This window comes from Magnetospirillum sp. ME-1 (genome assembly GCF_002105535.1).
Lineage (GTDB): Bacteria > Pseudomonadota > Alphaproteobacteria > Rhodospirillales > Magnetospirillaceae > Phaeospirillum.
In genome coordinates this window covers 3,518,020-3,541,914 of sequence record NZ_CP015848.1, presented here as the reverse complement: position 1 = coordinate 3,541,914, position 23,895 = coordinate 3,518,020, and the positions used below count along the sequence as shown (strand labels likewise).

Sequence of the window (23,895 nt, the reverse complement as noted above, 5' to 3'; positions counted from 1 at the left end):
GCCTAAAGTCACATCTGATGAAGGGTGGGAAATGCCTTTGGCATGTATGTAGGGCGGGGGCCGGAATGATCGTATGGCGCGATGCCATGTCCGTTGGAGCGCCGGCACTGGATGCCGACCACAAGCGGCTGATTGACCTGATCAATATGACCGAGCAGTGGATCGGCCAGGACAACTGGCGCCAGGTCTCGACCGTCACCGACGACCTGCTGCGCTATGTGGACGAGCATTTCCGCCGCGAAGAGGCGGTGATGGCCGCCACCAAATATCCCGAGATCGACGCGCACAAGAAGGGGCACGAGGCCCTGGCCTTCAAGGCCAAGCTGCTGCACGACAAGTTCAGGGCCGCCACCCAAGAAGAGGATCTGAAGACCTGCTCCCAGGTGCTGATCCGGGTTCTGACCGACTGGCTGGTCACCCATATCCTCAAGGAGGACATGAAGTACAAGCCCTTCATCCCCAAGAAGGCGCCCCCGCCTCCCCCCCCGGCGCCCGTCATGGAGATGTATTCCGGCCTGCCGCCCAAGGAGGACGAGGAAGCCCGCAAGGCGCGGCGCGAAGCGCGCAACAAGGACATCGAGTACGAGCTGCCGCCCAACCTCGCCCACCTGCTGACCCGTCTGGAATACGTGGTGCCGGAGCTTCCCGAACCGGCCAAGGGGTTCGAAAGCTTCGACAAATTATGCGAAGCGGCCATCGGCCGGCGCATCGACAAGGTGCTGGTGTTCTTCCAGCGCCACAACCCCGCCCTGAAGCGGGAATTGCCCCCCTTCTTCCTGGCGTCGCCTGAATTCGCCGAGAAGTTCAAGGCGGCGGTGACCAAGCTGATTTTCCCCGCCATCTGGGAAAGCCGCAACATCCGCATGCTGGCCACCAGCTACGAATGGGCCGAGGACGATACCGACAGCTTCTGGGACCACGTCACCAAGCCCCTGGAGGACAGCATCCTCCAGGGCTGGAACAGCGGCTGGGACGAGCTGAAGCTGGTGGAGACCAAGAAGCCCGACGGCACCAAGGTCTTCCAGGTCAAGGACAACACCAAGGCCTTGCGCGAGATGCTCGCCCCGTCCTCGCCCGAGGCCTACGACATCCCCAAGATCGGCAACCGCGAGATCGAGACGCTGCGCTCGCTGCTCGACCCCCGGAACGACTGGTGGAAGCGCCTCAACCACGCCTGGCGCATCTGCCACGATCTCTACGAGCAGGAAAAGGACCCGCGCATCTTCCAGCAGAAAGCCCGCGAGGGCGCGCTGCGCGACAACCTGCTGGGTGCCTTCGCCAAGTTCCCGCCGGAATGGGGCGACTTCCTGGTCCTGGCCTGCCACCGGGTCTTCCCCCGCGTCTCCTCGGCCTTCCTGGAAAGCTTCGTCTGCAATTTCGGCACCACCGAGGGCCAGCGCGAGCTGCATGTGCCCTACACGGTGCGCTACCTCCGCCAGGTCAAGGAGGACCCGGACATCTGGCTGCGCGAGCGCAATGCCGAGCAGGAATGGCAGAGCCAGATGAAGGAACTCTCCAACTACCTCGCCAACCGCGAGGCGGACGAGACGGAGAAGCGGCGCTGAGGGGCCATGCGCCGCGCTGCGATTGACGCCGCCGCTGCCGAAGACTAGCTTTCCGCTCTTGTCTTGTTTGAACGGAAAGCATCAATCCATGTCCTCCGATACCCGCGACCTCGCCCGCTCCGCTACCGCCTGGCCCTTTCAGGAAGCCCGCGCCCTGCTGGACGAGCGTCTGAAAGGGAAAGCGCCGGACAAGGGCTATGTGCTGTTCGAGACCGGCTACGGCCCCTCGGGCCTGCCCCATATCGGCACCTTCGGCGAAGTGGCGCGCACCACCATGGTGCGCCGCGCCTTCGCCCTGCTGGCGCCCGAGATTCCCACCCGCCTGTTCGCCTTCTCCGACGACATGGACGGCCTGCGCAAGGTGCCCGACAACATCCCCAACAAGGAGATGGTGGCCAAGCATCTGGGCAAGCCGCTGACCCGCATTCCCGATCCCTTCGGCACCCATGAAAGCTTCGGGCATCACAACAACGCGCGGCTGTGCTCGTTCCTCGACGCCTTCGGCTTCGAATACGAGTTCCAGTCGGCCACCGACTGGTACACCTCGGGCCGTTTCGATTCCGCGCTCTTGGGCGTGCTCAAGCACTACGACCAGGTGATCAACGTGGTGCTGCCGACGCTCGGCGACGAGCGCCGCGCCACCTATTCCCCCTTCCTGCCCGTCTGCCCGGAAACCGGCGTGGTCCTCCAGGTCCCGGTGATCGAGCGCAATGTCGAGGCCGGCACCATCGTCTACCAGCGCGAGGACGGCAAGAAGGTGGAGACCCCGGTCACCGGCGGCGCGTGCAAGCTGCAGTGGAAGGCCGATTGGGGCATGCGCTGGGTGGCTCTCGGCGTCGATTACGAGATGAGCGGCAAGGACCTGATCCCCTCGGTCCAGCTGTCGACCCGCATCGCCTCCATCCTGGGCGGCAAGGCCCCCATGAACCTGACCTACGAGCTGTTCCTGGACGACCAGGGCCAGAAGATCTCCAAGTCCAAGGGCAACGGTCTGGCCGTCGAGGACTGGCTGAAATACGCGCCCCAGGAAAGCCTGGCGCTGTTCATGTACCAGAAGCCCAAGACCGCCAAGCGGCTCTATTTCGACGTCATCCCGCGCGCCGTGGACGAGTACCTGGCCTATCTCGGCAAGTTCCCTGGGGAAGAAGCCGGCAAGAAGCTGGACAATCCGGTGTGGCATATCCACGGCGGCCAGCCGCCGGCCGAGGATGCCCACCTGTCGTTCAACATCCTGCTGAACCTGGTCAGCGTCTGCCATTCCGACGATCCGGCGGTGATCTGGGGCTTCATCAAGCGCTATGCGCCGGGTGCGGCGCCCGACACCGCCCCCATCCTGAACGGGCTGGTGGGCTACGCCATCGCCTATTACCGCGACTTCGTCCTGCCCAACAAAACCTACCGCAAGGCGACGCCCGACGAGGTGGAGGCCTTCACCGCCCTGAAGACCGGCCTGGAAGCCCTGTCCGCCGACCCGTCGGTGGAGGATATCCAGAATCTGGTCTACGAGATCGGCAAGCGCCCCTGCTTCGCCGATCTCAAGGCGTGGTTCAAGGCCTGCTACGAGGTGCTGCTGGGCAACGACCAGGGCCCGCGCATGGGCAGCTTCATCAAGCTGTTCGGCGTCACCGAGACCATCGCCCTCTTAGACAAGGCGATCAGGGGCGAGGACATGTAGGCACGTCTGCGGAAAACGTCATCACCGGGCCGGTCCCGGTGATGACGGACCGGGGCTACAGCCCCTTTTCGAAATCCGCCGGCGCCCGCAGATAGGCGCCGAACACGTCGGGAAGCTTGTTGCGCAGATCGGTGTCCGGATCGTCCTGATCCAGCTTCCACATCTTGATCTTCTCGCAGAACATCTTGATCAGCTTCTTGTTGCCCGGGACGCCGAAAATCTCGGCGAACTTCTCCTCGCCCAGCTTTTCCGAGCCGATCTCGAGGAAGATGGGGATCTGCGAGTAGTTGAGGAAGCGGACGATCTGGTTGATGGATTCGCCCGACAGGATGTGCAGGTGGCTGGCCAGCTGCTCCAGATCCTTGGCGTTCTGGACCTCCATGGCTTCCAGGCGGTCGCAATCGACGCACATTTCCCAGAACTTCTCGCCCATCTTGCCGTAGACGGTGCCGTGCAGGTAGTCGTAGCGGTCCTTGCCCAGGAAGGCCACGCCCTTGGCGGCCAAGGGCTGGGTGTCGAGCATCTCGCGCATCATGTCGTCGGACAGGATGCGCTTGGCCGAATCCATGGAGTGGCGGCCGATATCGGCCAGGGCGGCGATGCCTTCGGCGGTGCGCAGCGTGGTGACGCCGCGCCCCATCTCGCGGATCAGCTTGACCGGCAGTTCGGCGAAGCAGGGGATCAGCGGAACCTGCCAGTCGTAATCCAGGTAATCCTTGATGGCGCCATAGAACTGGTCGGCCTGGGTGGGTGAGGCCTTGGGAACCTCCATGTCACCCCACTTGCCAGAGACCAGGGACTGGATCTTCTCCAGCAGGGTCTTGGGCTCTTTCTTGACCGCCACCGGGGCGGCGGGCTTGTCGGCGGTGCCGAAGCGCTTTTCCGCATAGGCCTTGGCGCCCGAACGCACCACCATGGAGATCACCTGATCCAGCGAGCGCTCGCAGCGCAACGGAGCATCATCGGTGGTGACCGGGTTGCCGTCCTTGTCCACCAGCAGGTCCTGGAACTGGTCGCGCTTGGTCTTGACCAGCTGCATGCAGGCGTAAAGCAGGTCCGGCGTGGCCAGCACGGCGGAATAGGGATTGGGGAAGGCGGCCAGGGCGGGAATCAGCTGGGTGACGCGGGCGGTCACCGGCCCCTTGATGGTGGTGATGATTTCCTTGCGGTTGGCCGCATCCTTGTCGAGCGGCTTGGCCGCGGGCTTCGCGCTCCCGGACATGCTTTTCCCCTCTTAATCCCAACTGGCCGACAAAATCGGCCCACCTATTGCCCCACTGCCCGAGCGCGGCCCCTAAGCCCGCCTGGCCGCCGCCCCAATGGCGACCCTAGGCCGGCCGGGATGTGTGGTTAAAACGTCGGCCGGCCCGATCACTCGCCCAGCATGGTGGCCGGCAGCTGATTCATCTTGGACAGCAGATATTCCAGGTCGTCGTTTTCGAAATCGACGCCCAGGTCGCCGTACTGCGTCAGAATGCGCTCGATCATGCGCCGGGAGAATCGCTCGCGGTCGTTGGGGCCGCCGTCGTATTCCATCTCGTAGGATACGTCGATGGCGGCGCGCATGGCCGCATAGAAGGCCTTGGGCAGGCCCGCCTTCTCGAACAGGGCCTCGAAGCCGCGCTTGCCGGCGTCGTGGATCAGGGTGCGGCAGTTCTCCACCTTGATCTTGGCCAGCTTGGCGATGGCCACCTCGAAGAAGGTCATGTCGCCCATGCACACGGCGCGCAGGATGATGGAGGGCGTGAGGCGCCCCACATTGTAGAGGTGACCCACCAGCTGGGCCACGTCGCTTTCGGAATTGGACAGCCCCAGCACCGCCAGTTCGCGGGCCTGGATCATCATGGCAGCGGCGGCCTCGGGGGTGAGGTCGGGACGGGCCATCAGGTGCTGGCGCAGATTCTCCGACACCTTGGTCATCAGGCGCTCGGCCACCGTGATGGGCAGCACCTTGCGCTCGACCAGGGACTGCCCCACCTGCTCGGACTCGCCGTAGCGGTCGACCACGCGGTTCAGGGTGTTCTCGGTCAACTCGGCGCCCTCGTTGGACACCAGGGTGGCCACGGCCGCTTCATTGCCGGTATCGACCAGGGCATCGGCCAGGGTGGCGGAAACGTGGGCGCGGCCGGCGACGGCCACCTGCTTCTCCGGGCTCTGGCTGCGGACGATCTCGACCAGGTCCTCGTCGGTCAGGACATCCGAGAACTGCAGCATGGGCAGCGATACGTCCTCGACGTCGCGGGCCAGCGACAGCGCCACGTCGTGGGGAACCGTCGGGTTCTCCTTGAGCTGGCGGGCCAGCGCCTCACGCACGCGGACTTCCGCGTCGCGGACCATGAGCCGGAAGATATCCTCGGCCAGCTTGCGCTCGCCATCGCTCAACCCCTGGTGCTGAGACGCGATCTTGTCGGCGATTTCGGCACGCACGTCCCCGGTCGGATTGGAGAGCAGGCGCTTGACGTCTTCTTCGTTGAGCTTCTGGTCCACGGCTGTGTTCTCTTGCCCCTTTGGGCGGACTATACAATGCTTCCTGCGCCCTGAACAGGCGGGAAGCCTTAAGGGAAGTGACTTACATCATATCAGACAAAAACGCCCCCAGCACCTGTGGGGCGAGCGCTTCCAGGCCGGCGGCGCAATTGGCCGTTTCAACCCGCAATTTGGGCACCGTCAGGCCAGGCACGCCGCCGATTTCCGCGGCGTGGCCGATGAACCAGCGCTCCAGTCCCGCCCCGGTGGCCTCCACGTGGAATTGCAGCCCCAGCGCCGCCTTGCCCCAGGAAAAGGCCTGATTGCGGGTGATGGCCGTGGATGCCAGCAGAACGGCGCCGTCAGGCAGGTCGAAGGTGTCGCCGTGCCAATGCAGCACCGGCACACCGTCGAGCACGCCCAAGGGGGAATTGCGCCCGGCCTCGGTCAGGTCCAGCGCCGACCAGCCGATCTCCTTGACGCCGCCGTTGGGATAGACCCGGGCGCCAAGCGCGCGGGCCATCAACTGGGCGCCGAGGCAGATGCCGATGGTCGGCCGCCCGGCCCGCAAGCGCGAGCCGATCAGCGCCAGTTCGGGGCCGAGAAAGGGGTAGTTGTCGTCCTCGTAGGCGCCGATGGGGCCGCCCAGGATCACCAGCAGGTCGATGGCGGCATCGTCCAGGGCGGCGAAATCGTCGAGCCCGGCCTCCACGGTGCGGATGGAATAGCCGGCCGCCGCGATCGGCGCCTGGAAGCTGCCCAGGTCCTCGAACGCCACATGGCGGATGGCGACGCAGGTCTTCAATGCTTCCCCCATCCGAATTCAGCCCAGCCCTCCCCGGCCGGAGCATCTTCATACCCGACCGGGGCGCCGGCGTCGAGGCAGTCTTAAGCCAGGGGCGGGGATCAGGCCGCCCTTACCTCCTTCAGGAAGGTTTCGATGGTCGCGCGCAGGGCGGAGGACTGATCGGCCAGGGTGCGCGACGCCTCCAGCACCTCGCGCGACGAGGCGCCGGTCTGGTCGGCGGCATCCTGCACCTGGACCACGTTGCCCGACACCTCGGCGGTGCCGGCGGCGGCCTGCTCGACGTTGCGGGCGATCTCCTGGGTGGCGGCGCTCTGCTCCTCCACCGCGGCGGCCACGTCGCCGGAAATATGCCCGATCTCCTCGATCACCTTGACGATGGCGCCGATGGTCTCCACCACCCGATGGGTCTGGTCCTGAATGGCGGCGATCTGGCGGCCGATGTCGTCGGTGGCGCGTGCCGTCTGGTTGGCCAAGTTCTTGACCTCGCCCGCCACCACGGCGAAGCCCTTGCCCGCCTCGCCGGCCCTGGCGGCCTCGATGGTGGCGTTCAAGGCCAGCAGGTTGGTCTGCGACGCGATGTCGGTGATGAGGTTGATGACCTCGCCGATCTTCTGGGCGGTCTCGGCCAGTTGGCCGACCACCTCGCCGGCCTTGGACGCCTCGCCCACCGCATCCTGGGAGATGGTGGAGGAATGGGCCACCTGACGGCCGATCTCGTTGATCGAGCCCGACAGCTCCTCGGCGGCGGCGGCCACGGTCTGGACGTTGACCGAAGCCTCCTCCGAGGCGGCGGCCACGGATGTGGCCTGATGGCTGGTCTGGGCGGCGGTGGCGCTCATGGCCCCGGCGGTGGCCTGCAACTGGCTGGCGGCGGCGGCCACTTCCTTGACCATGGCGCTGGCGGCGCCGTCAAAGTCGCAACACAGCTTGCCGATGCGCTCGGCCCGCACGCGGGCGGCCTCGTCGGCCAGCTTCTGCTTTTCCTCCAGTTCGCGCTGGCGGATCAGGTTGGCGCGGAAGACCTCCATGGCGGCGGCCATCTCGCCCACCTCGTCACCGCGGCCCGCGGCGGGAATGACCACGCTGGTGTCGCCCTTGGACAGATTGTCCATGGCCCCGGTCATGGCCACCAGCGGCGGCACGATGGAGGCGGCGGTGCGCTGGGCGGTGATCATGGCGGCGACCAGTCCGGCGATCAGCGCCACGACGGCCACGGTGATCATCAGGTTGACCAGGTCCGAGACCTCCTTGGCGTCCTGGTCGAGCATCTGCTTCTGATTGTCGATCATGCCGCCCGAGCGCTTGCCGTCGGGGCCCTTCTCGCCCTCGAACAGGACCACCAGCCGGCGGATCTTGGGGGCGGTTTCCCTGGGCATGGCCTCGGCCGCCTCCTTGGTGGCGCCCATGGCCTCGATCCGCCCCTGGGCGTCACGGAGCTCGATCAGCAAGCCCCGGGCCTCGCGCCAGAACTCCACATTCTTGGGGTTGGTGAACCGGGCCGCCAGCTTGTCCATCTCGGCCATGCTGTTCATCAGGGCCGCCCAGGCGTCGGCGCGTTCGACCTTGAAGCCGTCCTGACCGGTCAGCAGATAGCCGCGCAACGCCCCCACCGAGGCGAACATCTCGTTTTCGATGGCGGCGCTGGTCTGGGCCACCGGCATGCGGAAGCCGATCATGCGGTCCGCCGCCTTGTTGACGCCCAGGGCCTCGAAGATGATGGTTCCCGTCACCACGGCGATCAACGCGCACAGGATTCCGAACCCCAGCCAGAGACGCTTCCCGATCCGCATTCCCTTACCCCCTCGCAATGCCCAATCCTGCCGTCCCTACCCGATCAGGAGCGCCAGAATCCATCAACGTTGATATACGTCAAAAGACGTTACCAAAAAGTGGATTCCTAAATCCACCATATATGAATTTCCACCTACGCACTTCACGCCATACTTACCCCTTTGCATCCCGGCCGAGGCAGGCGACAATCGGCGGCGATGAGCACCGAGAAGACATCCTGGCTGAGATCCGTCATCGAGCCCCTGCGCCCGGTGATGCGCGAGCTGTTGGCCGCCTCGCTGTTCATCAACCTGATGGCGCTGGCGGTGCCCATCTTCGTGATGCAGGTCTACGACCGGGTGATCGGCCACAACGGCGTGGCCACCCTAAAGGGGCTGGTGATCGGGGTGGCCGTGCTGCTGGCCTTCGACTGGATCATCCGCACCTCGCGCGGGCGCATCATGCAGACGGCGGCGCTGCGCCTGGACGTGGAGATCGGCACCAGGCTGTTCGACAAGATCATGCACCTGCCGCTCCGGACGCTGGAAAGCCGTCCGGCCTCGTTCTGGCAGACCCTGTTCCGCGATGTGGACACCATCCGCAACACGGTATCGGGCTCCACCGCCGTGCTGCTGACCGACCTTCCCTTCGTGCTGATCTTCCTGGGCGTGATCTTCGTCATCGGCCGCCCGCTGGCCATGGTGTTCATCCTGCTGTTCGTGGCCTTCCTGATCCTGGCCTGGAAGTCGGGCGGCGCCATGAGCGAAAGCACCGGCAAGGAGAAGAATGTCCAGCAGGCCAGGGACGGGCTGGTGGCCGAGATCATCGCCGGGCGCGCCACGGTCAAGGCGGTGGCCTTGGACCGCGCCATCCGCCCCATCTGGGAGGAGAAGCAGGCCGGCGCCATCGAGCAATCCATCCAGCGCGGCGCCACCAACGACGAATACGTCAATCTCGGCCAGATGCTGACCATGCTGGGCAGCGTGCTGCTGACCACGGTGGGCGCGGTGTTCATCATGGATCACGAGCTGACCATGGGTGCGCTGGTGGCCTGCAACATGCTGTCGTCGCGCCTCTACGGCCCCATCAACCAGCTGGTGGGCGCCTGGAAGAGCTTTTCCTCGTTCCGCCAGTCGGTGGACCGCCTGGGCGAGGTCTTCGCCGAGGAAGAGGAGCGCCGTCATTCCGCCATCGCCCGCGAACGCCCCACCGGGCTGATCACGCTGGAAGACATCTCCTTCGCCTATGACCAGAAGTCCCAGGCGGCATCCTCCATCGACCGCCTGGAGATTCACCCGGGCGGCATCACCGCCGTCCTGGGCCGCAACGGTTCGGGCAAGACCACGCTGTTGAAGATCATCCTGGGCCTTTATCACCCGGCCAAGGGCCGCGTACTGCTCGACGGCGCCGACATCGCCCAGTTCACCCGCGCCGAACTGGCGGGATGGATGGGCTATGTGCCGCAGGAATGCGTGCTGTTCAACGCCTCCATCCGCGACAACATCGTCTATGGCAGCCCCGGCGCCTCCGACGAGCAGATCCTGGCCGCCGCCAAGGTGGCGGGCGTGCATCAGTACATCGTCGACCTGCCCGACGGCTACGGCACCTCCATCGGCGAGGCCGGGTCGCGGCTGTCGGCGGGCCAGCGCCAGCGCATCGCCATCGCCCGCGCCCTGCTGGGCGACCCGCCGGTGCTGCTGCTGGACGAGCCCTCGGCCAGCCTGGACCGCCAGGCCGAGGAAGATTTGCGCGCCACCCTGGCCGAACTGGGCAAGACCCGCACGGTGATCATCGTCACCCACTCGCCGGTGCTGCTGCCCATCTGCCGTGACGTGGTGGTGCTGGACAAGGGCACCGTCGCCGCCGCCGGCCCGGCGGCCGAAACGCTGCAGCGCCTGTTCGGAGCGCGCCCCCAGCCGCCCGCCCCGCCGCAACCGCATCAGCCGCATCACCCGCCCCATGTGGTGGCCCAGCCGGCCCAGCCGCTGGGCGGCGGCGTCCATATCGGCGTGGGGGCCAAGCCATGACCCAGCCGCCGCCGCAAGAACCGCTCGGCCGGATCACTCCGGCCCAGGTTCCCGCCGATCAGGCCGTTCCGGGAACGCCGCCGCCGGCCCAGCCGCAGATGTCCCAGGAACAGCTGATGCAGGCCATGGCCGCCATGATGGGCGCTAGCGGACCGCCCGGCGCCCAGAAGGGACCGCCCCCCACGGCGGCGCAGTCCGTGCTGGGGGGCTTGCGCACCTTCTGGAAGGTCACCCGCTGGCTGCTGGCCGCCCCCGAGACGCCGGAGAATGCGCCCAAGGGCCCGCTGGCCTGGCCGCGGCGCATCCTGATCGGCACCCGCGACTGGTTCCTGCCCGCCATGAATCCCATCGGTCCGGCGCCGCTGCAGGACTACCACGCGCCGGAATTCGGCTCGCGCCTTTACGGGCTGGCCAATTCCTATCCGCTGCCCACCTGGCGGCCGCTGGCCCGGGTGGTGATGACGCTGTCGGCCATCTTCGTCGTCTGGTCCTTCGTCGCCCGCCTGGACGAGGTGGCCATCGCCGAGGGCGAGGTGGTGCCCGAGGGCAAGGTCAAGGTCATCCAGCACCTGGAAGGCGGCGTGATCCGCGAAATCATGGTCACCGACGGCTCGGAAGTGAAGGAGGGCGCGCCGCTGATCCTGCTGGACCTGCCGGTCAGCTCGCTCAACAAGGAGGAGTTGCAGGCCCGCATGGACGGCTACATGCTGCAGCGCGCCCGCCTCGAGGCCGAGCTGCACGACAAGCCGGTGGCCTTCCCCGAGGAAGAGGCCAAACGCCAGCCGGCCCTGGTGGAATCCGAGCGCCGCTCGTTCGAGGCCCGCAAACAGGCGCTGAGGGCCACGCTCACCGTGCTGGGCGACCAGGTCCGCCAGAAGGGGCTGGAGGTGCAGGAATACGAGACCAAGCAGCGTTCCATCACCACCAGCCTGCGCCTCGCCCAGGAACGCCTGGCCATGTCCACCGACCTGATCAAGTCGGGCCTGGCCTCCAAGATGGACCACGTCCAGATGCAGGCCCAGGTGGAGGACCTGAAGGGCCAGCTGGAATCGGTGCGCGCCTCCATCCCCCGCGCCCAGGCCGCCCAGGAAGAGGCCAGGGGCCGCGTCGACGAGGAAAAGGCCCGTTTCCAGCGCACCGCCCAGAGCGAGATGTCGGAGGCCGAACTGAACATCGCGCGCACCCGCGAATTGTTCATCCAGGCCACCGACCAGCAGCGCCGCACCCTGATCAGCAGCCCCATCGAGGGCATCGTCAAGAACATGCGGTCCAACACCATCGGCGGCGTGGTGCGCCCGGGTGACCCCATCATGGAGATCGTGCCCCTGCACGAACGCCTGCAGGTGGATGCCAAGCTCAACCCCATGGACCGCGGCTACGTCCAGACCGGCCAGCGGGCCACGGTGAAGATCAGCGCCTACGACTACACCACCTATGGCGGGCTGGACGGCGACGTGATCCTGGTCGCCCCCGACACCACCGTGCCGCAGACGCCCAACGCCCAGCCCTATTACCGGGTGGTGGTGCAGACCGACCGCGCCTATATCGGCGACGAGCAGGCCAAGCGCCTGATCAGCGCCGGCATGCAGGCCACGGTGGAAATCCACACCGGCACCCGCTCGATCATGGAATTCCTGATCAAGCCGGTGATCAAGCTGCGCCACGAGGCGTTCCGGGAACGCTGAGGCGGGGATCGTGCTGGAGTTGCCCGGGGTTTGACGTCGCCACCCTATGAACCGTCCTGGCCCCCGCACTGGCCCTTCGCGGTCCGCCCCAGCCTGGCGGCCTGGGCCGAGCCGCGCTTTCAGGACGAGATCCTGGCGGGCGCCGCCCTGGCCGTAACCGCCCTGGTCCTTTGCCTTGCGGCATGGCGGTGGCGGTGGCTGATCCTGGGGGTGATCCCCCTGGCCTATCTCTCCGCCTCCCGCCTGGACCTGCTGCTGGTCCCGGCCACGCCCACCAGCTTTCACACCTCGCCCACCGGCTTTTCCGCCCGCTCCGTGGCGGACGGAAAGGCGGCCTACGCCGCTCATTGCCAGAGCTGCCACGGCATCGACGGACGCGGCGACGGCCCCGAGGCGCACAAGCAGCCGGTGCCGCCCGCCGACCTCACCGCCGACCATCTGTGGGACCACCCCATCGGCGATCTGTTCTGGTGGGTGAGCCGGGGGATGACGGGGGTCGATGGGCGCCCGGCCATGCCGGGCTTCGCCGGGAAGCTGTCCGAGGCCGAACGCTGGGCGGTGATCGATTTCCTGCACGCCAACGCCGCCGGAGCGGAACTGGCCCGCACCGGGCGCTGGCCCCATGACTTCATGGCGCCCGACATGACCGCCCGCTGCGCCGATGGCGGCCGGGTGTCGCTGTCCCAATGGCGGGGAAAGGCGGTCCACATCATCGTCGAGGGAGTGGACGGACTGGCCGAGGGCGCGGACCTGCCCACCCTCCTGATCGGCGGCCAGCCCCGCGCGTCGGCCTGCGCCGTCGAGGAGGCTGAGGCCCGCCAGGCCCTGGCCGTCACCCTGAACCTCACCCCCGACGACATCGCAGGAAGCCAGTTCCTGGTCAGTCCCGAGGGCTGGCTGCTGGGCCATTGGTACCAGGGCGGCGCGCCGCCCCCCGACACCCTGGCCTTCGTCGCCGAGACCCTGCGCAGCATCTGCCTGTCGTCACCCCAGGCAAACCGCTTCCGGGGCCATCACTGAGGGCGGTATCCTAATTGATCTTGAAGCCGTACTTGGCGAACACACCCTTGGCCTCGGGGCCCCTGATGTAATCCAGCAGCGCCCGGGCAGCGGGGGTTTCCTTGCCGGCCACCAGGGCGAAGGGGTAGGTGATGGGATCGTGCATGGACTCGGGGAACACGCCGACCACCTTGACCTTTTTGGAGACCGCCGCGTCGGTGGCGTAGACCACGCCCAGCGGCACCTCGCCCCGCTCGACGAAGGCCAGGGCGGCGCGCACCGAATCCGTGGCGGCGATTTTGGGCTCCACCGCCGTCCACTGCCCGGCCCGCTCCATGGCCTGCTTGAAATACAGGCCCACCGGCACGGAATCGGGATTGCCGGTGGCGATGCGGCCCGGACCGGCCAGGGCGGCGATGTCGGTCTTGGGCGAAAGCTCGATCCTGCCCAGCCTGGAATCGGCGGGCGCCACCAGCACCAGGGTGTTGCCCAGCAGATTGAAGCGCGTCTCGGGATTGATCAGTGCCTTGCCGGCCAGATAATCCATCCACTTCAGGTCGGCGGAAGCGAAGACCTGTCCGGGGGCGCCCTGCTCCACCTGCTTGGCCAGGGCCGACGAGGCGGCGTAGGAGGCAACCATCCGGTGGCCGGTCCGGGCGGCGAAGGATTCCCCGATCTCGTTGAGGGCGTTGGTCAGCGAGGCGGCGGCGAACACCACCACGTCCTCGGCATGGGCCTGGGCGGCGGCCACGGAAAGGGCGAGGCCGGCGACGGCCCCCAACAGGCGTTTCATCAGCATGGCGTCACTCCTGCGGCGGATTCCCAGGTCCAGGGAACTCACGCCTTCTTGACGAATTCCGACTTCAGGTTCATGGCGCCGATGCCGTCGATCTTGCACGAGATGTTGTGCCCGTCGGCGCCGTCCACCAGGCGGATGCCCTTGACCTTGGTGCCGCCCTTGACCACCAGGGACGAGCCCTTGACCTTCAGGTCCTTGATCACGCTGACGCTGTCGCCGTCGGCGAGAACGTTGCCGTTGGCATCCTTGACCACGAAATCATCGCCCGCGTCGCCCGCCGCCGCTTCCGGGTTCCATTCATGGGCGCATTCGGGGCAGATCCACAGGCTTGCATCCTGATAGACGTGTTCCGAGCCGCATTTGGGGCACTTCAATCCGTCGCTCATCATTTTCCTTTCGGGGTTCAGCCGCTCCAGGCCATGGCGTCGCTGGCATGGCCCGGCGCGGTCCGCCATTGCAGGGCCGGCAGGACGATCACCCGCTGGCCGTCCAGTTCCTCGTAGAGTTCCACCACGCCCAACTGCTGCATGCGGGCCAGCGCCGCCAGGGCGCGGCGCGGCGAATGGCTGCCGAAGGCCTGGGTGATCATGGCATCGCTGGGGCAGGGCAAACCTTGGGCGGCGGCGGCGGCCAGGTGCAGGTAGATGCCCTGGAACTGCTCCTCCAGCCCATGGGCGATGGCGGCGGCCTTGTCCCAGCCGGGCAGCGCGGCGACGGCCGTCGTGACGCCCGCCTGGGCCAGCACCAGACGGCGGCGGAAATGGGTGATGTCCAGCGCCCGGCCCGGCAGCCTTTGCGCCCGGCAGCGGGCCAGGAAGTCGTCGTAGAGGCTCGACACCGAGCGCCCCAGGGCGCTGCTTTCGCCGAACAGCTGCTCGAGGACGGCATCGATCCCCAGGGCGCGCTCGGCGGGTTCGGGCAGCGGCGTGACCTCGGCGGCGGGCGCGGGCTTGGGCGCGGGAGCGGGCGGCGGCGGCGGGGGCGGCGGCGCGGCGGCCACCGGCCGGGTGTGGTCGATGGCATCGAGCAGCGCCTCGGTCCCCGGCCCCTGCTCCGGCACATAGGGCGGCGGCGGCGGGGTGTTGGCCTTGAACAGCAGCCCCCTCGCCTCTTCCTGGGTCAGTTCGGGCAGCGGCACCAGCCCGGCGCCCCCGGCATGGCTGCGGGTCTGGACGTCGCCGATGCGGATGGTGATGGAGCGCCGCGACAGCGCGGGCCCCAGGCCGACGAAGCGGCCCCGCTCCAGATCACGGAACACCTCGGCCTGACGGCGGTCGATGCCCAAGAGATCGGCGGCGCGCTGCATGTCGATGTCGAGGAAGGTGCGGCCCATGAGGAAGTTGCTGGCCTCGGCGGCGACGTTCTTGGCCAGCTTGGCCAGACGCTGGGTGGCGATGATGCCGGCCAGCCCGCGCTTGCGGCCCCGGCACATCAGGTTGGTCATGGCCTCCAACGAGGTCTTGCGGGCGTCGTCGGCCACCTCGCCGGCCACGGCGGGCGCGAACAGCTGGGCCTCGTCCACCACCACCAGGGCAGGGGTCCAGTACTGGCGGTCGGTGTCGAACAGGCCGTTGAGGAAGGTGCCGGCGTGGCGCATCTGGCGCTCGGTGTCCAGGTTCTCCAGGTTGACCACCACCGAGACCCGGGTCTGGCGGGTGCGGCTGGCGATCAGGCGCATGCCGTTCTCGCTCTGGGCGGCGGCGTCGATGACGATGTGGCCGAACACCTGGGCCAGATTGGCGAAATCGCCCTCGGGATCGATCACCACCTGCTGGACGGCATTGGCGCTCTGCTCGATCAGGCGGCGCAAAAGGTGCGACTTGCCGCTGCCGGAATTGCCCTGCACCAGCAGACGGGTGGCCAGCAACTCCTCGAGCGACATGAGGGCGGGGGCGCCGGAGGACGTCGTACCGAGTTCAATGTCCAAGTCTGGGGACCCTAGTGAAGGTTTGGGGCGTGATCATAGACCATAACCGCCCGGCTTTTTCCATGCCTGAGATCACGCTGGAGCGGATGAGGTCAGGCCTTGCGGCCGAGATCGGGCAGAAAGCCGCTCATGGTGTTGTTGGCGGCGGCGGGCGGCGGCGGCGGCGGCGCGTCGGCGGGCGGCGGGGCGGCCTCGCCCGGCTGCGCCTCGGCGGCGGCCTTGGCGGCGGCCAGGCTGGCCATGGCGGCGTCCAGGGACGGATTGGAACCTTCGGCCGCCTGCTTGATCTCGCGGCGGACGGCGCCCAGCTTGGCGTCCAGCGCCTTGATGACCTCGCGGTCCTCGTTCAGCGCCTTGGTCCATTCCGCCCGGTCCTTGCGCAGCATCTCCTCCATGGCCTCGAGGCGCTGCATGAACGGCTGGGTCAGCTCGGCGAACTTCTGGGCGTTGGAGGTCTCCATGGCGATCTTGATCTTCTCGATTTCCTCGATCAGGTCGCGCTTGATCCAGCGGCTTTTCTTGTCCAGATCCTCGGCCATCTTGGTCAGGCGTTCGTCCACCTCCGAGTTGATCTGGACCTTCAGCTCGTAGGCGTTCTTGACCAGCTGAGCCATGTACATCAGCAAGCCGCCGCCCACGACCAGGATCACTCCCGCCGCAAGGCTGATGATGAGAACGGTGGACATGCTCATGAAATGAAACCGCCGGGTGCCGCGAAAAAGTTTCCAATACGTTAATGTCGTCCAAAGCCCGGACCGATGCAAGCCCGCCCGGCCCGTTCCGGCCGTTACGTAATTATTGCTTTGCCTTCGGCCGGGGTGCCACATTGGTCAGACCACACCCGCCCCCCCTGTCCCGAGCCGCGTTTTTCCATGTCGTCCGCCGTTCCCCTTCGTTCCGCCCAGGCGTCGCTGGCCTTTTCCTGCGCCGGCCACGCCTATGCCCATATCTTCGAGCCCATCTTCTTCATCGTCGCCCTGGTGCTGCCGGCCGAACTGGGGATGAGCTACGAGGAGGTTCTGGCCCTGATCATCGCCGGCAAGCTGCTCTACGGCCTGCCCGCCCCCCTGGCCGGCTGGCTGGGCGACCGCTGGAGCACGGTGGGCATGATGGCGGTCTATTTCATCGGCTTAGGGATGTCGGCCATCGGCGTCGGGCTGGCCCAGGGGCCGGTGATGCTGGCGGTGGCCCTGGGCTTCCTGGGGCTGTTCGGCTCCATCTACCATCCGGTGGGGATCAGCTGGCTGGTCAGGAACGCCGTGGACAAGGGCAAGGCCATCGGCCTGAACGGCGTGTTCGGCGGCATCGGCCCCGCCTTGGCCGGCGTGGTGGCGGGCGGGCTGATCGCGCTGTCGGGCTGGCGCGCCGCCTTCATCGTGCCGGGCGTCGTGGTGCTGGGGACGGGATTGCTGTTTCTGGTGATGGTGGCCCGGGGCGTGGTGATCGAGACCAAGGCCGACCGCAAGCCCGAGCCGGTGGCCGACCGGGGCGACACGGTGCGGGCCTTCATCGTGCTGTCCGTCACCATGCTGTGCGCCGGCCTGGTCTATCAGGCCACCCAGCCCTCGCTGCCCAAGCTGTTCGAGGAACGCCTGGGCGAGTTCGGCCTGTTGGCGGCGGCGGGGGGCGTCAGCGTGGTCTACCTGCTGGCGGGCTTCACCCAGATCCTGGCCGGCCATCTGGCCGACCGCTACAGCCCTAAGCGCCTCTACATGCTGGTGGCCGCCGTGCAGGTGCCGCTGCTGCTGGGCGTCGCTCATGCCAGCGGCCTGGGATTGCTGCTGATCGCCGTCTTCGCCGTCAGCTTCAACATGGCGGGCATTCCCGCCGAGAACCTGCTGCTGTCGCGCTACACGCCGGCCAAGTGGCGGGGCACCGCCTTCGGCATGAAGTTCATCCTGTCCTTCGGGGTTTCGGGCCTGGGCGTGCCCATGGTCTCGCTGATCCGCAGCTGGGGCGGCGGTTTCGAGACGGTGTTCACCGTGCTGGCCGTCTCCGCCGGTCTGGTGGCGCTGGCCGCCTGGCAATTGCCGGTCGAGCGGGAACGGGGCGCCGTCCCCGCCGCCGCCGAATAGATTGCGCATGCGGGGCTCCCGCCCCGCTCCCCGGCTGGAGGCGATGCCTCCAAACCTCCCTTTGATTTATAAATACGAAAAGGGGGTCCGGGGCATCCGCCCCGGATGGGTTTGGGCGATAGCCCGATATCATCGCCAATCCAGCGGGTAACTGACCAGCCCGTCGGCCAGCTTGGGCTCGAACCAGGTGGATTTGGGCGGCATCACCTGATTGGAATCGGCGACGGCCACCAGATCCTCCATCTGCGTCGGGAACAGGGCGAAGGCGGCGGCCATCTCGCCCGAATCCACCCGGCGCTCCAACTCGCCCAGGCCGCGCTTGCCGCCGACGAAGTCGATGCGCTTGTCCTTCCTGAGGTCGGTGATGCCCAGCACCGGCCCCAGCAGCCGGTCGGACAGCAGGCTGACGTCGAGGCGGGCCACCGGATCGGCGGGCGGCGGATTCTTCAAGCCCAGCCGGTACCACCGGCCCTTGAGATACAGGCCGAACTGGCGGGCATGGGCGGGGCGGGCCTGCTCCGAGGCCGGCTCCACCGTGAACTCGGCCTCCAGCGCCTTCAGGAAGGCTTCGGGCGACAGGCCGCCCAGGTCGGTGACCACCCGGTTGTAGTCGAAGATCTTCATCTCATGGATGGGGAAGGTCACCACCAGGAAGCTTTCATAGGCCTCCTCGCCCGAGGCGCAGCACTTCCTCTCGCGCCGCACCATGGCGACGCGCGACGCGGCGGCCGAACGGTGGTGGCCGTCGGCGATGTAGACCGCCTTCATGGCATCGAAGGACTTGGTCACCGCCTTGATCTGGGCCTCGTCGTCCATCACCCACACGGTGTGCTCGATGCCGTCGGCGGCGGTGACCGAATAGGCCGGAGCGCCCGAGGTCACCGCATTGACGGCGGCATTGATCTCCGGCGTGTCGCGATGGGCCAGCAGCACCGGGCCGGTCTGGGCGTCGCAGGCATCGATCTGGCGGACGCGGTCGTCCTCCTTGTCGGGGCGGGTGAATTCGTGCTTGCGGATGCGGTTGGAATCATAGGCCGCCACCGAGCCGCCGCCGACGATGCCGGTCTGCACGTGGCTGCCCATCCGGATGCGATAGACGTAGAAGCAGGGCTTGGCGTCCCGGACCAGCACGCCCGAGCCCACCATGGAGCGCAGGCTCTCGGCCGCCTTGGCGTAGACGGCGGGGGAATAGACGTCGGTGCCGGGCGGAAGGTCGATCTCGGGCTTGGAGACGTGCAGGAAGGAGAGCGGCTTGCCCGCCGCCATCTCGCGGGCCTCGTCCGACGACAGCACGTCGTAGGGCGGCGCCGCCACCTGGGGCGCGGTCTCGGGCGTGGGGCGCAGGCCGGGGAAGGGGCGGAGCAGCGGCACGGACACTTGGGGCCTCCTGAAACCATGGCGTCATCCCGAGCGTAGGCGAGGGATCTCCGCCTGGCGCAATGGTGCCGGGGCGGCTCGGTCCGTCCAGGACGGGATCCCTCGGTCGCGTTGCTCTCTCGGGATGACAAGAGAAAGCGGCCCTACAGGTTTATCCCCAGGGAAGGATGCCGCCAAGGGCTTCGTGCTTGCCAATCCGTGCTGCAGTGCAGTAAACGGGACCGTTTTTCTTCTCTCCCCCCAAGGACCCGCCATGATCAATGTTCTGACCCTGATCGCCGGACATGGCGGAGAGGGACTCGATTCCTCGCTGGTGTTCGAGGTGCGCGGCGCGCTCCGCGCGCTGGGCGCCGAGGTGGGGCATGCCCGCTGGCTGAGCCCGGAACACGCCTGCGACCTGGACTTCTCCGAGCTGGACCCGCGCGAGGCCGATCAGGTGGCCGCCCGCATCCTGGAAGGCTGGAACATCGACGTGGTCGCCCAGAAGGCCGAGGGGCGCCGCAAGAAGCTGCTGGTCGCCGACATGGATTCCACCATGGTCACCGGCGAGACCCTGGACGAACTGGCCGATTTCGCCGGCCTCAAGGACCATATCGCGCGGATCACGGCGCGCGCCATGAACGGCGAGATCGGCTTCGAGGCCGCGCTGCGCGAACGGGTCGGCCTGCTGAAGGACCTGCCGGAAGAGTGCCTGCAGAAGACCTGGGACCTGATCGAGTTCACGCCGGGCGCCCACAAGCTGGTGCGCACCATGACCAAACACGGGGCCTATGCGGTCTTGGTGTCGGGCGGCTTCAAGTTCTTCACGTCCAAGGTCCGCGAATCCTGCGGCTTCGACCGCGACATCGCCAACGAGCTGATCGTCGAGAATGGCCGGCTGACCGGTCAGGTGGGCGACACCATCATCGGCCGCGAGGCCAAGCTGGCGACGCTCAACGCCGTCTCGGCCGAGTTGGGCATCACCCCGGAACTGGCCGTGGCGGTGGGCGACGGCGCCAACGATCTGGACATGCTGCGCGCCGCCGGCCTGGGCGTCGCCTTCCACGCCAAGCCGGTGGTGGCCGCCGAGGCCCGCGTCCGCGTCGATCACGGCGATCTGGTCAATCTGCTTTACGCCCAGGGCTATACCGACGACGAGATGGTGGAATAAAGCCCGGCCGCTCAAGCGGCCAAGGACTGGATCAAAGCCCAGGCCGTCACCAAGTGATGGATTTATCCGAGTGCCCGCTTGCCTTCCCCTGACGGGATGCTAGGCTGGCATAAGGTCAATTCCGTATCAGGAGACGGCCGATGAAGGGCAAGAAAAGCGTCATAAACAGGCTCAATAAACTCCTGGTCGGAGAGCTGGTGGCAGCCGACCAGTATTTCGTGCATGCGCGCATGTATCACGAATGGGGCCTTTCCAAGCTTTATGAACGCATCGACCACGAGCGCCAGGACGAGATCGGCCACGCCGACCTGCTGATCCGCCGCATCCTGTTCCTGGAAGGCACGCCCGACATCTCCAAGCGCCCGGCGCCGACCATCGGCAAGGACGTGCCCTCCATGCTGAAGGCCGATCTGGCCCTGGAAATCCAGGTGATCGCCGAGCTGAAGGAAGCCATCGCCCATTGCGAGGCCGAAGGCGATTACGACACGCGGCGCATCCTGGGCAAGATCCTGGAAGACACCGAGCAGGACCACACCCTGTGGCTGGAACAGCAACTGGGCCTGATCGAGCGCATGGGGCTGCAGAACTACATCCAGTCGGCGGCCGGCGACATCGCGGGGGGCGCGTCGTGAAGGGCGACAAGGAGGTCCTGCGCCACCTCAACGGCGTGCTGAAACTGCACCTGACCGCCATCAACCAGTACTTCCTGCACGCCCGCATGCTGAAGAACTGGGGCCTGAAGGAGCTGGGCAAGGCGGTCTACAAATACTCCATCGAGGAGATGAAGCAGGCCGACGAGGTGATCGAGCGCATCCTGTTCCTCGAGGGCCTGCCCAACCTGCAGGACCTGGGCAAGCTGTCCATCGGCGAGACTGTGGCCGAGATGCTGGCCGCCGACCTGAAGATGGAGCAGGGCGAGCACAAAGCCCTGGTCGAGGCCGTCGCCCTGTGCGAGGCGAAGCAGGATTTCGTCACCCGCGACGAACTGGCCGAGATCCTGGAAGACACGGAAGAACACATCGACTGGCTGGAAACCCAGATCGACCTGATGGGCAAGATGGGGGCGCAGAACTACCTCCAGGCGGCCATGGGCGCGATCGAAAGCGGCTGAGCCGGGAGAAAGACGTAAAGGGGGATGGGCTGAACGTCGTTGCGAGGCCATATCGGCCGTTGGCCTATACGGTGGCGGTGCTGCTGTTCATCTGGAGCAGCGGCATACTGGTGGCGTGGCGGGACCGCAACGACAGCCTGGCCGACAGCGCGCGCCTGACCGAGGCCCTGACCCGCGTGGTGGCCGAGCGCCTGTCGGGGTCGCTGCGCGGCCTGGACCTGATGCTGCACGACATCGCCGGCCAATCCCAGAACAAGGCGTCCCCCGCGGAATTGCTGACCCTGATGCGCTATCGCAGCGCCGGCATGCCCGAGGTGCGCAACACCTTCATCATCGGCGCGGACGGGCGGGTCAAGGCGGCGACGCTGCAATCCATGATGGGCATGGACCTGTCGCGCCGTCCTTATTTCGAGGCGGCGGCATCGGGGCCGCTCCGTCCCGGCCTGATCATCGCGCCACCGGCCGTCAGCCCGGTCACCGGCAAGTCGGGGCTGGTGGTGGCGCGGCCGATCATCAGCCCGCTGGGAACCTTCGCCGGGCTGGCGGCGGCGGCTCTGAACCCCGAATTCTTTTCCGAGGCGCTGGGCGGCGTGATGGCCGGCGACGTGGACCGGGCGGTGATCGCCAATCTCAACGGCGACGTGCTCGCCCGCCTGCCCGACCCCGGCAGCCACGTGGGGGCCTCGATCCGTTCCGGCCCCTTGTTCACCCAACACCTGCCCAAGGCGCGATCGGGCACCTTCATCGCGCCCAGCGCCTTCGACGGTCTGGACCGCCTGGCGTCCTATCAGGTGCTGGATCACCAGCCCATCGTGGTGTCGGTGGGCATCACCACCACGGCGGCCCTGCGGCGCTGGACCCAGAACACCATGATCTTGGCGGGCGGCGGCCTGCTGTTCTCCCTGCTGGCGCTGCGCACGGCGATTCAACTGGAACGGCGCGAGCGCGAGCGGCTGGCCGCCGAGGCTGCCCTCAAGACCAGCGAGGAGAGCTACCGCATCCTGGTCAACGACCAGGACGACCTGATTCACCGCTATACCCCCGACACCACGCTGCAGACCGTCAACCGGGCCTATGCCCGCTTCTACGGCAAGGACCCCGACCAGTTGATCGGAACGAGGTGGATCGACTTCCTCGCCCAGGAGGAACACCCCTTCATCCTGTCCTGCCTGCAAGCCCTGAACCATGACCAGCCCTATCGCGAGGACCACCGCCGGGTGGTGCGCCCCGATGGCCAGGAACGCTGGATCGAATGGCGGACCACGGCGCTGTACGACACCTTGGGCAATCTGACGGGCTATCAGACGGTGGGCCGCGACGTCACCGATTCCCACCGGGCGCAGCAGGCCATCTCGGAGCGTGAGGAGCTCTACAGCCAAAGCTTCCACCGCAACCCGGCCATCAAGCTGCTGATCGACCCCAAGACCGGGGCCATCAACGATGCCAACGATTCGGCGGCCCTGTTCTACGGCTATCCCATCGAGGTGCTGAAGCGGATGCGCATCGGCGACATCAACACCGCGTCGCCCGAGGACATCCAGCGGGAGATGGCGGCCGTCGAGCACGAGGGACGCAAGTTCCTGCGCTTCCACCACCGCCTGTCATCGGGCGAGATCCGCGACGTGGAAGTCTATTCCTCGCCGCTGCACGTGGGCGGGCGAATCTATCTCAGCAGCTTCATCGTGGACGTCTCGGACCGCAACCGCTTCGAGGCGGAGCTTCAGGCCAAGACCGCCGAACTGGCCCGGTCCAACGCCGAACTGGAGCAGTTCGCCTATGTCGCCAGCCACGATCTGCGCCAGCCGCTGCGCATGGTCAGCTCCTACGTCACCTTGCTGGAACGCCACCTGGGCGAGCGCCTGGATGACAGCACCCGCGAGTTCATCGGCTATGCCGTCTCGGGGGTGAAGCGCATGGATGCCCTGATCAAGGGCCTGCTGGAATATTCACGGGTGGGGCGTGGCGAGGAGACCATGATTCCCGTCGACCTGACCGAGATCGTCGCCGCGTCCCGCGCCAATCTCGGCCTGGACGACGGCAACGAGGAGGCCGAGGTTACGGTCGAGCTTCCGCTTCCCACCCTTCCCGGCATTCCCAGCGAACTGGTCCGGCTGTTCCAGAACCTGATCGGCAACGCGGTGAAGTACCGCCACCCCGACCGCAAGCCGGAAATCCGCATCGGCGCCCGCCGGAATGGGGAGGAATGGATCATCTCGGTGACGGATAACGGCATGGGCATCGATCCCGACCACTTCGAGCGCATCTTCGGCATGTTCCAGCGCCTGCACGGCGAGGGCGAGTACGAAGGTACCGGCATCGGGCTGGCCATTTGCCGCAAGATCGTCACCAGCCACCATGGCCGGATCTGGGTGGAATCCGAGCCCGGGCGGGGCTGCACCTTCCTGGTCGCCCTGCCGGCCGCCCTTCAGGACAAACCCAGCCAACCGGCACATTGACGCCG

19 protein-coding genes are annotated in these 23,895 nt (G+C 66.9%); 10 read left to right on the top strand and 9 right to left on the bottom strand.

Going from position 1 to position 23,895, the window contains the following annotated elements:
• The first annotated feature begins 17 nt into the window (after window positions 1-17).
• Together WV31_RS16615 and WV31_RS16610 are read left to right on the top strand one after the other, a co-directional pair.
• Window positions 18-1,565: a bacteriohemerythrin gene (locus tag WV31_RS16615; protein WP_335645095.1), complete on the top strand. Its 1,548-nt coding sequence runs from the start codon at window positions 18-20 to the stop codon at window positions 1,563-1,565.
• Window positions 1,566-1,653: 88 nt separating this feature from the next.
• Window positions 1,654-3,240 carry a lysine--tRNA ligase gene (locus tag WV31_RS16610; protein WP_085374615.1) on the top strand — a complete coding sequence of 529 codons (1,587 nt, stop codon included), beginning with the start codon at window positions 1,654-1,656 and terminating at the stop codon, window positions 3,238-3,240.
• Between the two features lie 55 nt (window positions 3,241-3,295).
• Here the strand turns inward: WV31_RS16610 and WV31_RS16605 are convergent, their stop codons facing one another.
• The 4 genes from WV31_RS16605 to WV31_RS16590 form a co-directional block, all read right to left on the bottom strand.
• On the bottom strand, window positions 3,296-4,462 hold the full coding sequence (locus tag WV31_RS16605; RefSeq protein ID WP_085374614.1) for a hypothetical protein: 1,167 nt from the start codon (window positions 4,460-4,462) through the stop codon (window positions 3,296-3,298).
• A gap of 149 nt (window positions 4,463-4,611) precedes the next feature.
• Entirely contained in the window at window positions 4,612-5,727 is a 1,116-nt protein-coding gene (locus tag WV31_RS16600; RefSeq protein WP_085374613.1) for a DUF2336 domain-containing protein, read from the bottom strand.
• Window positions 5,728-5,809: 82 nt separating this feature from the next.
• The gene (locus tag WV31_RS16595; protein ID WP_085374612.1) at window positions 5,810-6,511 is read right to left on the bottom strand and encodes a glutamine amidotransferase; all 702 of its coding nucleotides are present in this window, start codon (window positions 6,509-6,511) and stop codon (window positions 5,810-5,812) included.
• Window positions 6,512-6,612: 101 nt separating this feature from the next.
• Window positions 6,613-8,304: a methyl-accepting chemotaxis protein gene (locus WV31_RS16590; protein ID WP_085374611.1), complete on the bottom strand. Its 1,692-nt coding sequence runs from the start codon at window positions 8,302-8,304 to the stop codon at window positions 6,613-6,615.
• Between the two features lie 198 nt (window positions 8,305-8,502).
• Between WV31_RS16590 and WV31_RS16585 the strand changes: the two genes are divergently transcribed.
• Genes WV31_RS16585 through WV31_RS16575 form a run of 3 tightly spaced genes read left to right on the top strand, consistent with a single transcriptional unit; the run spans window position 8,503 to window position 13,016 of the window.
• Window positions 8,503-10,311, top strand: a complete 1,809-nt coding sequence (locus WV31_RS16585) for a peptidase domain-containing ABC transporter (RefSeq protein WP_085374610.1) — start codon at window positions 8,503-8,505, stop codon at window positions 10,309-10,311.
• The gene (locus tag WV31_RS16580; protein WP_085374609.1) at window positions 10,308-11,996 is read left to right on the top strand and encodes an HlyD family type I secretion periplasmic adaptor subunit; all 1,689 of its coding nucleotides are present in this window, start codon (window positions 10,308-10,310) and stop codon (window positions 11,994-11,996) included. The genes WV31_RS16585 and WV31_RS16580 overlap by 4 nt, the downstream gene beginning before the upstream one ends.
• 30 nt (window positions 11,997-12,026) lie before the next feature.
• On the top strand, window positions 12,027-13,016 hold the full coding sequence (locus tag WV31_RS16575; protein WP_085374608.1) for a c-type cytochrome: 990 nt from the start codon (window positions 12,027-12,029) through the stop codon (window positions 13,014-13,016).
• A gap of 10 nt (window positions 13,017-13,026) precedes the next feature.
• Here WV31_RS16575 and modA read toward each other — a convergent pair whose 3' ends face one another.
• The 4 genes from modA to WV31_RS16555 form a co-directional block, all read right to left on the bottom strand.
• A complete protein-coding gene (gene modA / locus WV31_RS16570) occupies window positions 13,027-13,794 on the bottom strand; it encodes a molybdate ABC transporter substrate-binding protein (protein WP_085374607.1) in 768 nt (255 codons plus the stop codon).
• Window positions 13,795-13,832: 38 nt separating this feature from the next.
• Window positions 13,833-14,180, bottom strand: coding sequence for a zinc ribbon domain-containing protein YjdM (locus tag WV31_RS16565; RefSeq protein ID WP_085374606.1), 348 nt, complete (start codon window positions 14,178-14,180; stop codon window positions 13,833-13,835).
• Window positions 14,181-14,197: 17 nt separating this feature from the next.
• Window positions 14,198-15,721, bottom strand: coding sequence for a helicase HerA domain-containing protein (locus tag WV31_RS16560; protein ID WP_085374605.1), 1,524 nt, complete (start codon window positions 15,719-15,721; stop codon window positions 14,198-14,200).
• 92 nt (window positions 15,722-15,813) lie between these two features.
• Window positions 15,814-16,413: a hypothetical protein gene (locus WV31_RS16555; protein WP_237051335.1), complete on the bottom strand. Its 600-nt coding sequence runs from the start codon at window positions 16,411-16,413 to the stop codon at window positions 15,814-15,816.
• 180 nt (window positions 16,414-16,593) lie between these two features.
• Between WV31_RS16555 and WV31_RS16550 the strand changes: the two genes are divergently transcribed.
• Window positions 16,594-17,796 (top strand): MFS transporter, encoded by a 1,203-nt coding sequence (locus WV31_RS16550; RefSeq protein WP_085374604.1) that lies wholly within the window; start codon window positions 16,594-16,596, stop codon window positions 17,794-17,796.
• 129 nt (window positions 17,797-17,925) lie between these two features.
• On the opposite strand, the gene WV31_RS16545 is transcribed toward WV31_RS16550, so the two are convergent.
• Complete coding sequence (locus WV31_RS16545; protein ID WP_085374603.1) at window positions 17,926-19,173, bottom strand: DUF1015 domain-containing protein; 1,248 nt, start codon at window positions 19,171-19,173, stop codon at window positions 17,926-17,928.
• 253 nt (window positions 19,174-19,426) lie between these two features.
• On the opposite strand from WV31_RS16545, the gene serB reads away from it, so the two are divergent.
• The 4 genes from serB to WV31_RS16525 all read left to right on the top strand — a co-directional run bounded on the left by serB (window position 19,427) and on the right by WV31_RS16525 (window position 23,890).
• The gene (gene serB, locus WV31_RS16540; protein WP_085374602.1) at window positions 19,427-20,323 is read left to right on the top strand and encodes a phosphoserine phosphatase SerB; all 897 of its coding nucleotides are present in this window, start codon (window positions 19,427-19,429) and stop codon (window positions 20,321-20,323) included.
• Window positions 20,324-20,463: 140 nt separating this feature from the next.
• A complete protein-coding gene (gene bfr / locus WV31_RS16535) occupies window positions 20,464-20,955 on the top strand; it encodes a bacterioferritin (protein ID WP_085374601.1) in 492 nt (163 codons plus the stop codon).
• Window positions 20,952-21,434 (top strand): bacterioferritin, encoded by a 483-nt coding sequence (gene bfr, locus WV31_RS16530; RefSeq protein ID WP_085374600.1) that lies wholly within the window; start codon window positions 20,952-20,954, stop codon window positions 21,432-21,434. Before bfr (WV31_RS16535) ends, bfr (WV31_RS16530) begins: the two co-directional genes overlap by 4 nt.
• A 59-nt stretch (window positions 21,435-21,493) precedes the next feature.
• Entirely contained in the window at window positions 21,494-23,890 is a 2,397-nt protein-coding gene (locus WV31_RS16525) for an ATP-binding protein (protein ID WP_237051334.1), read from the top strand.
• Window positions 23,891-23,895 lie beyond the last annotated feature (5 nt).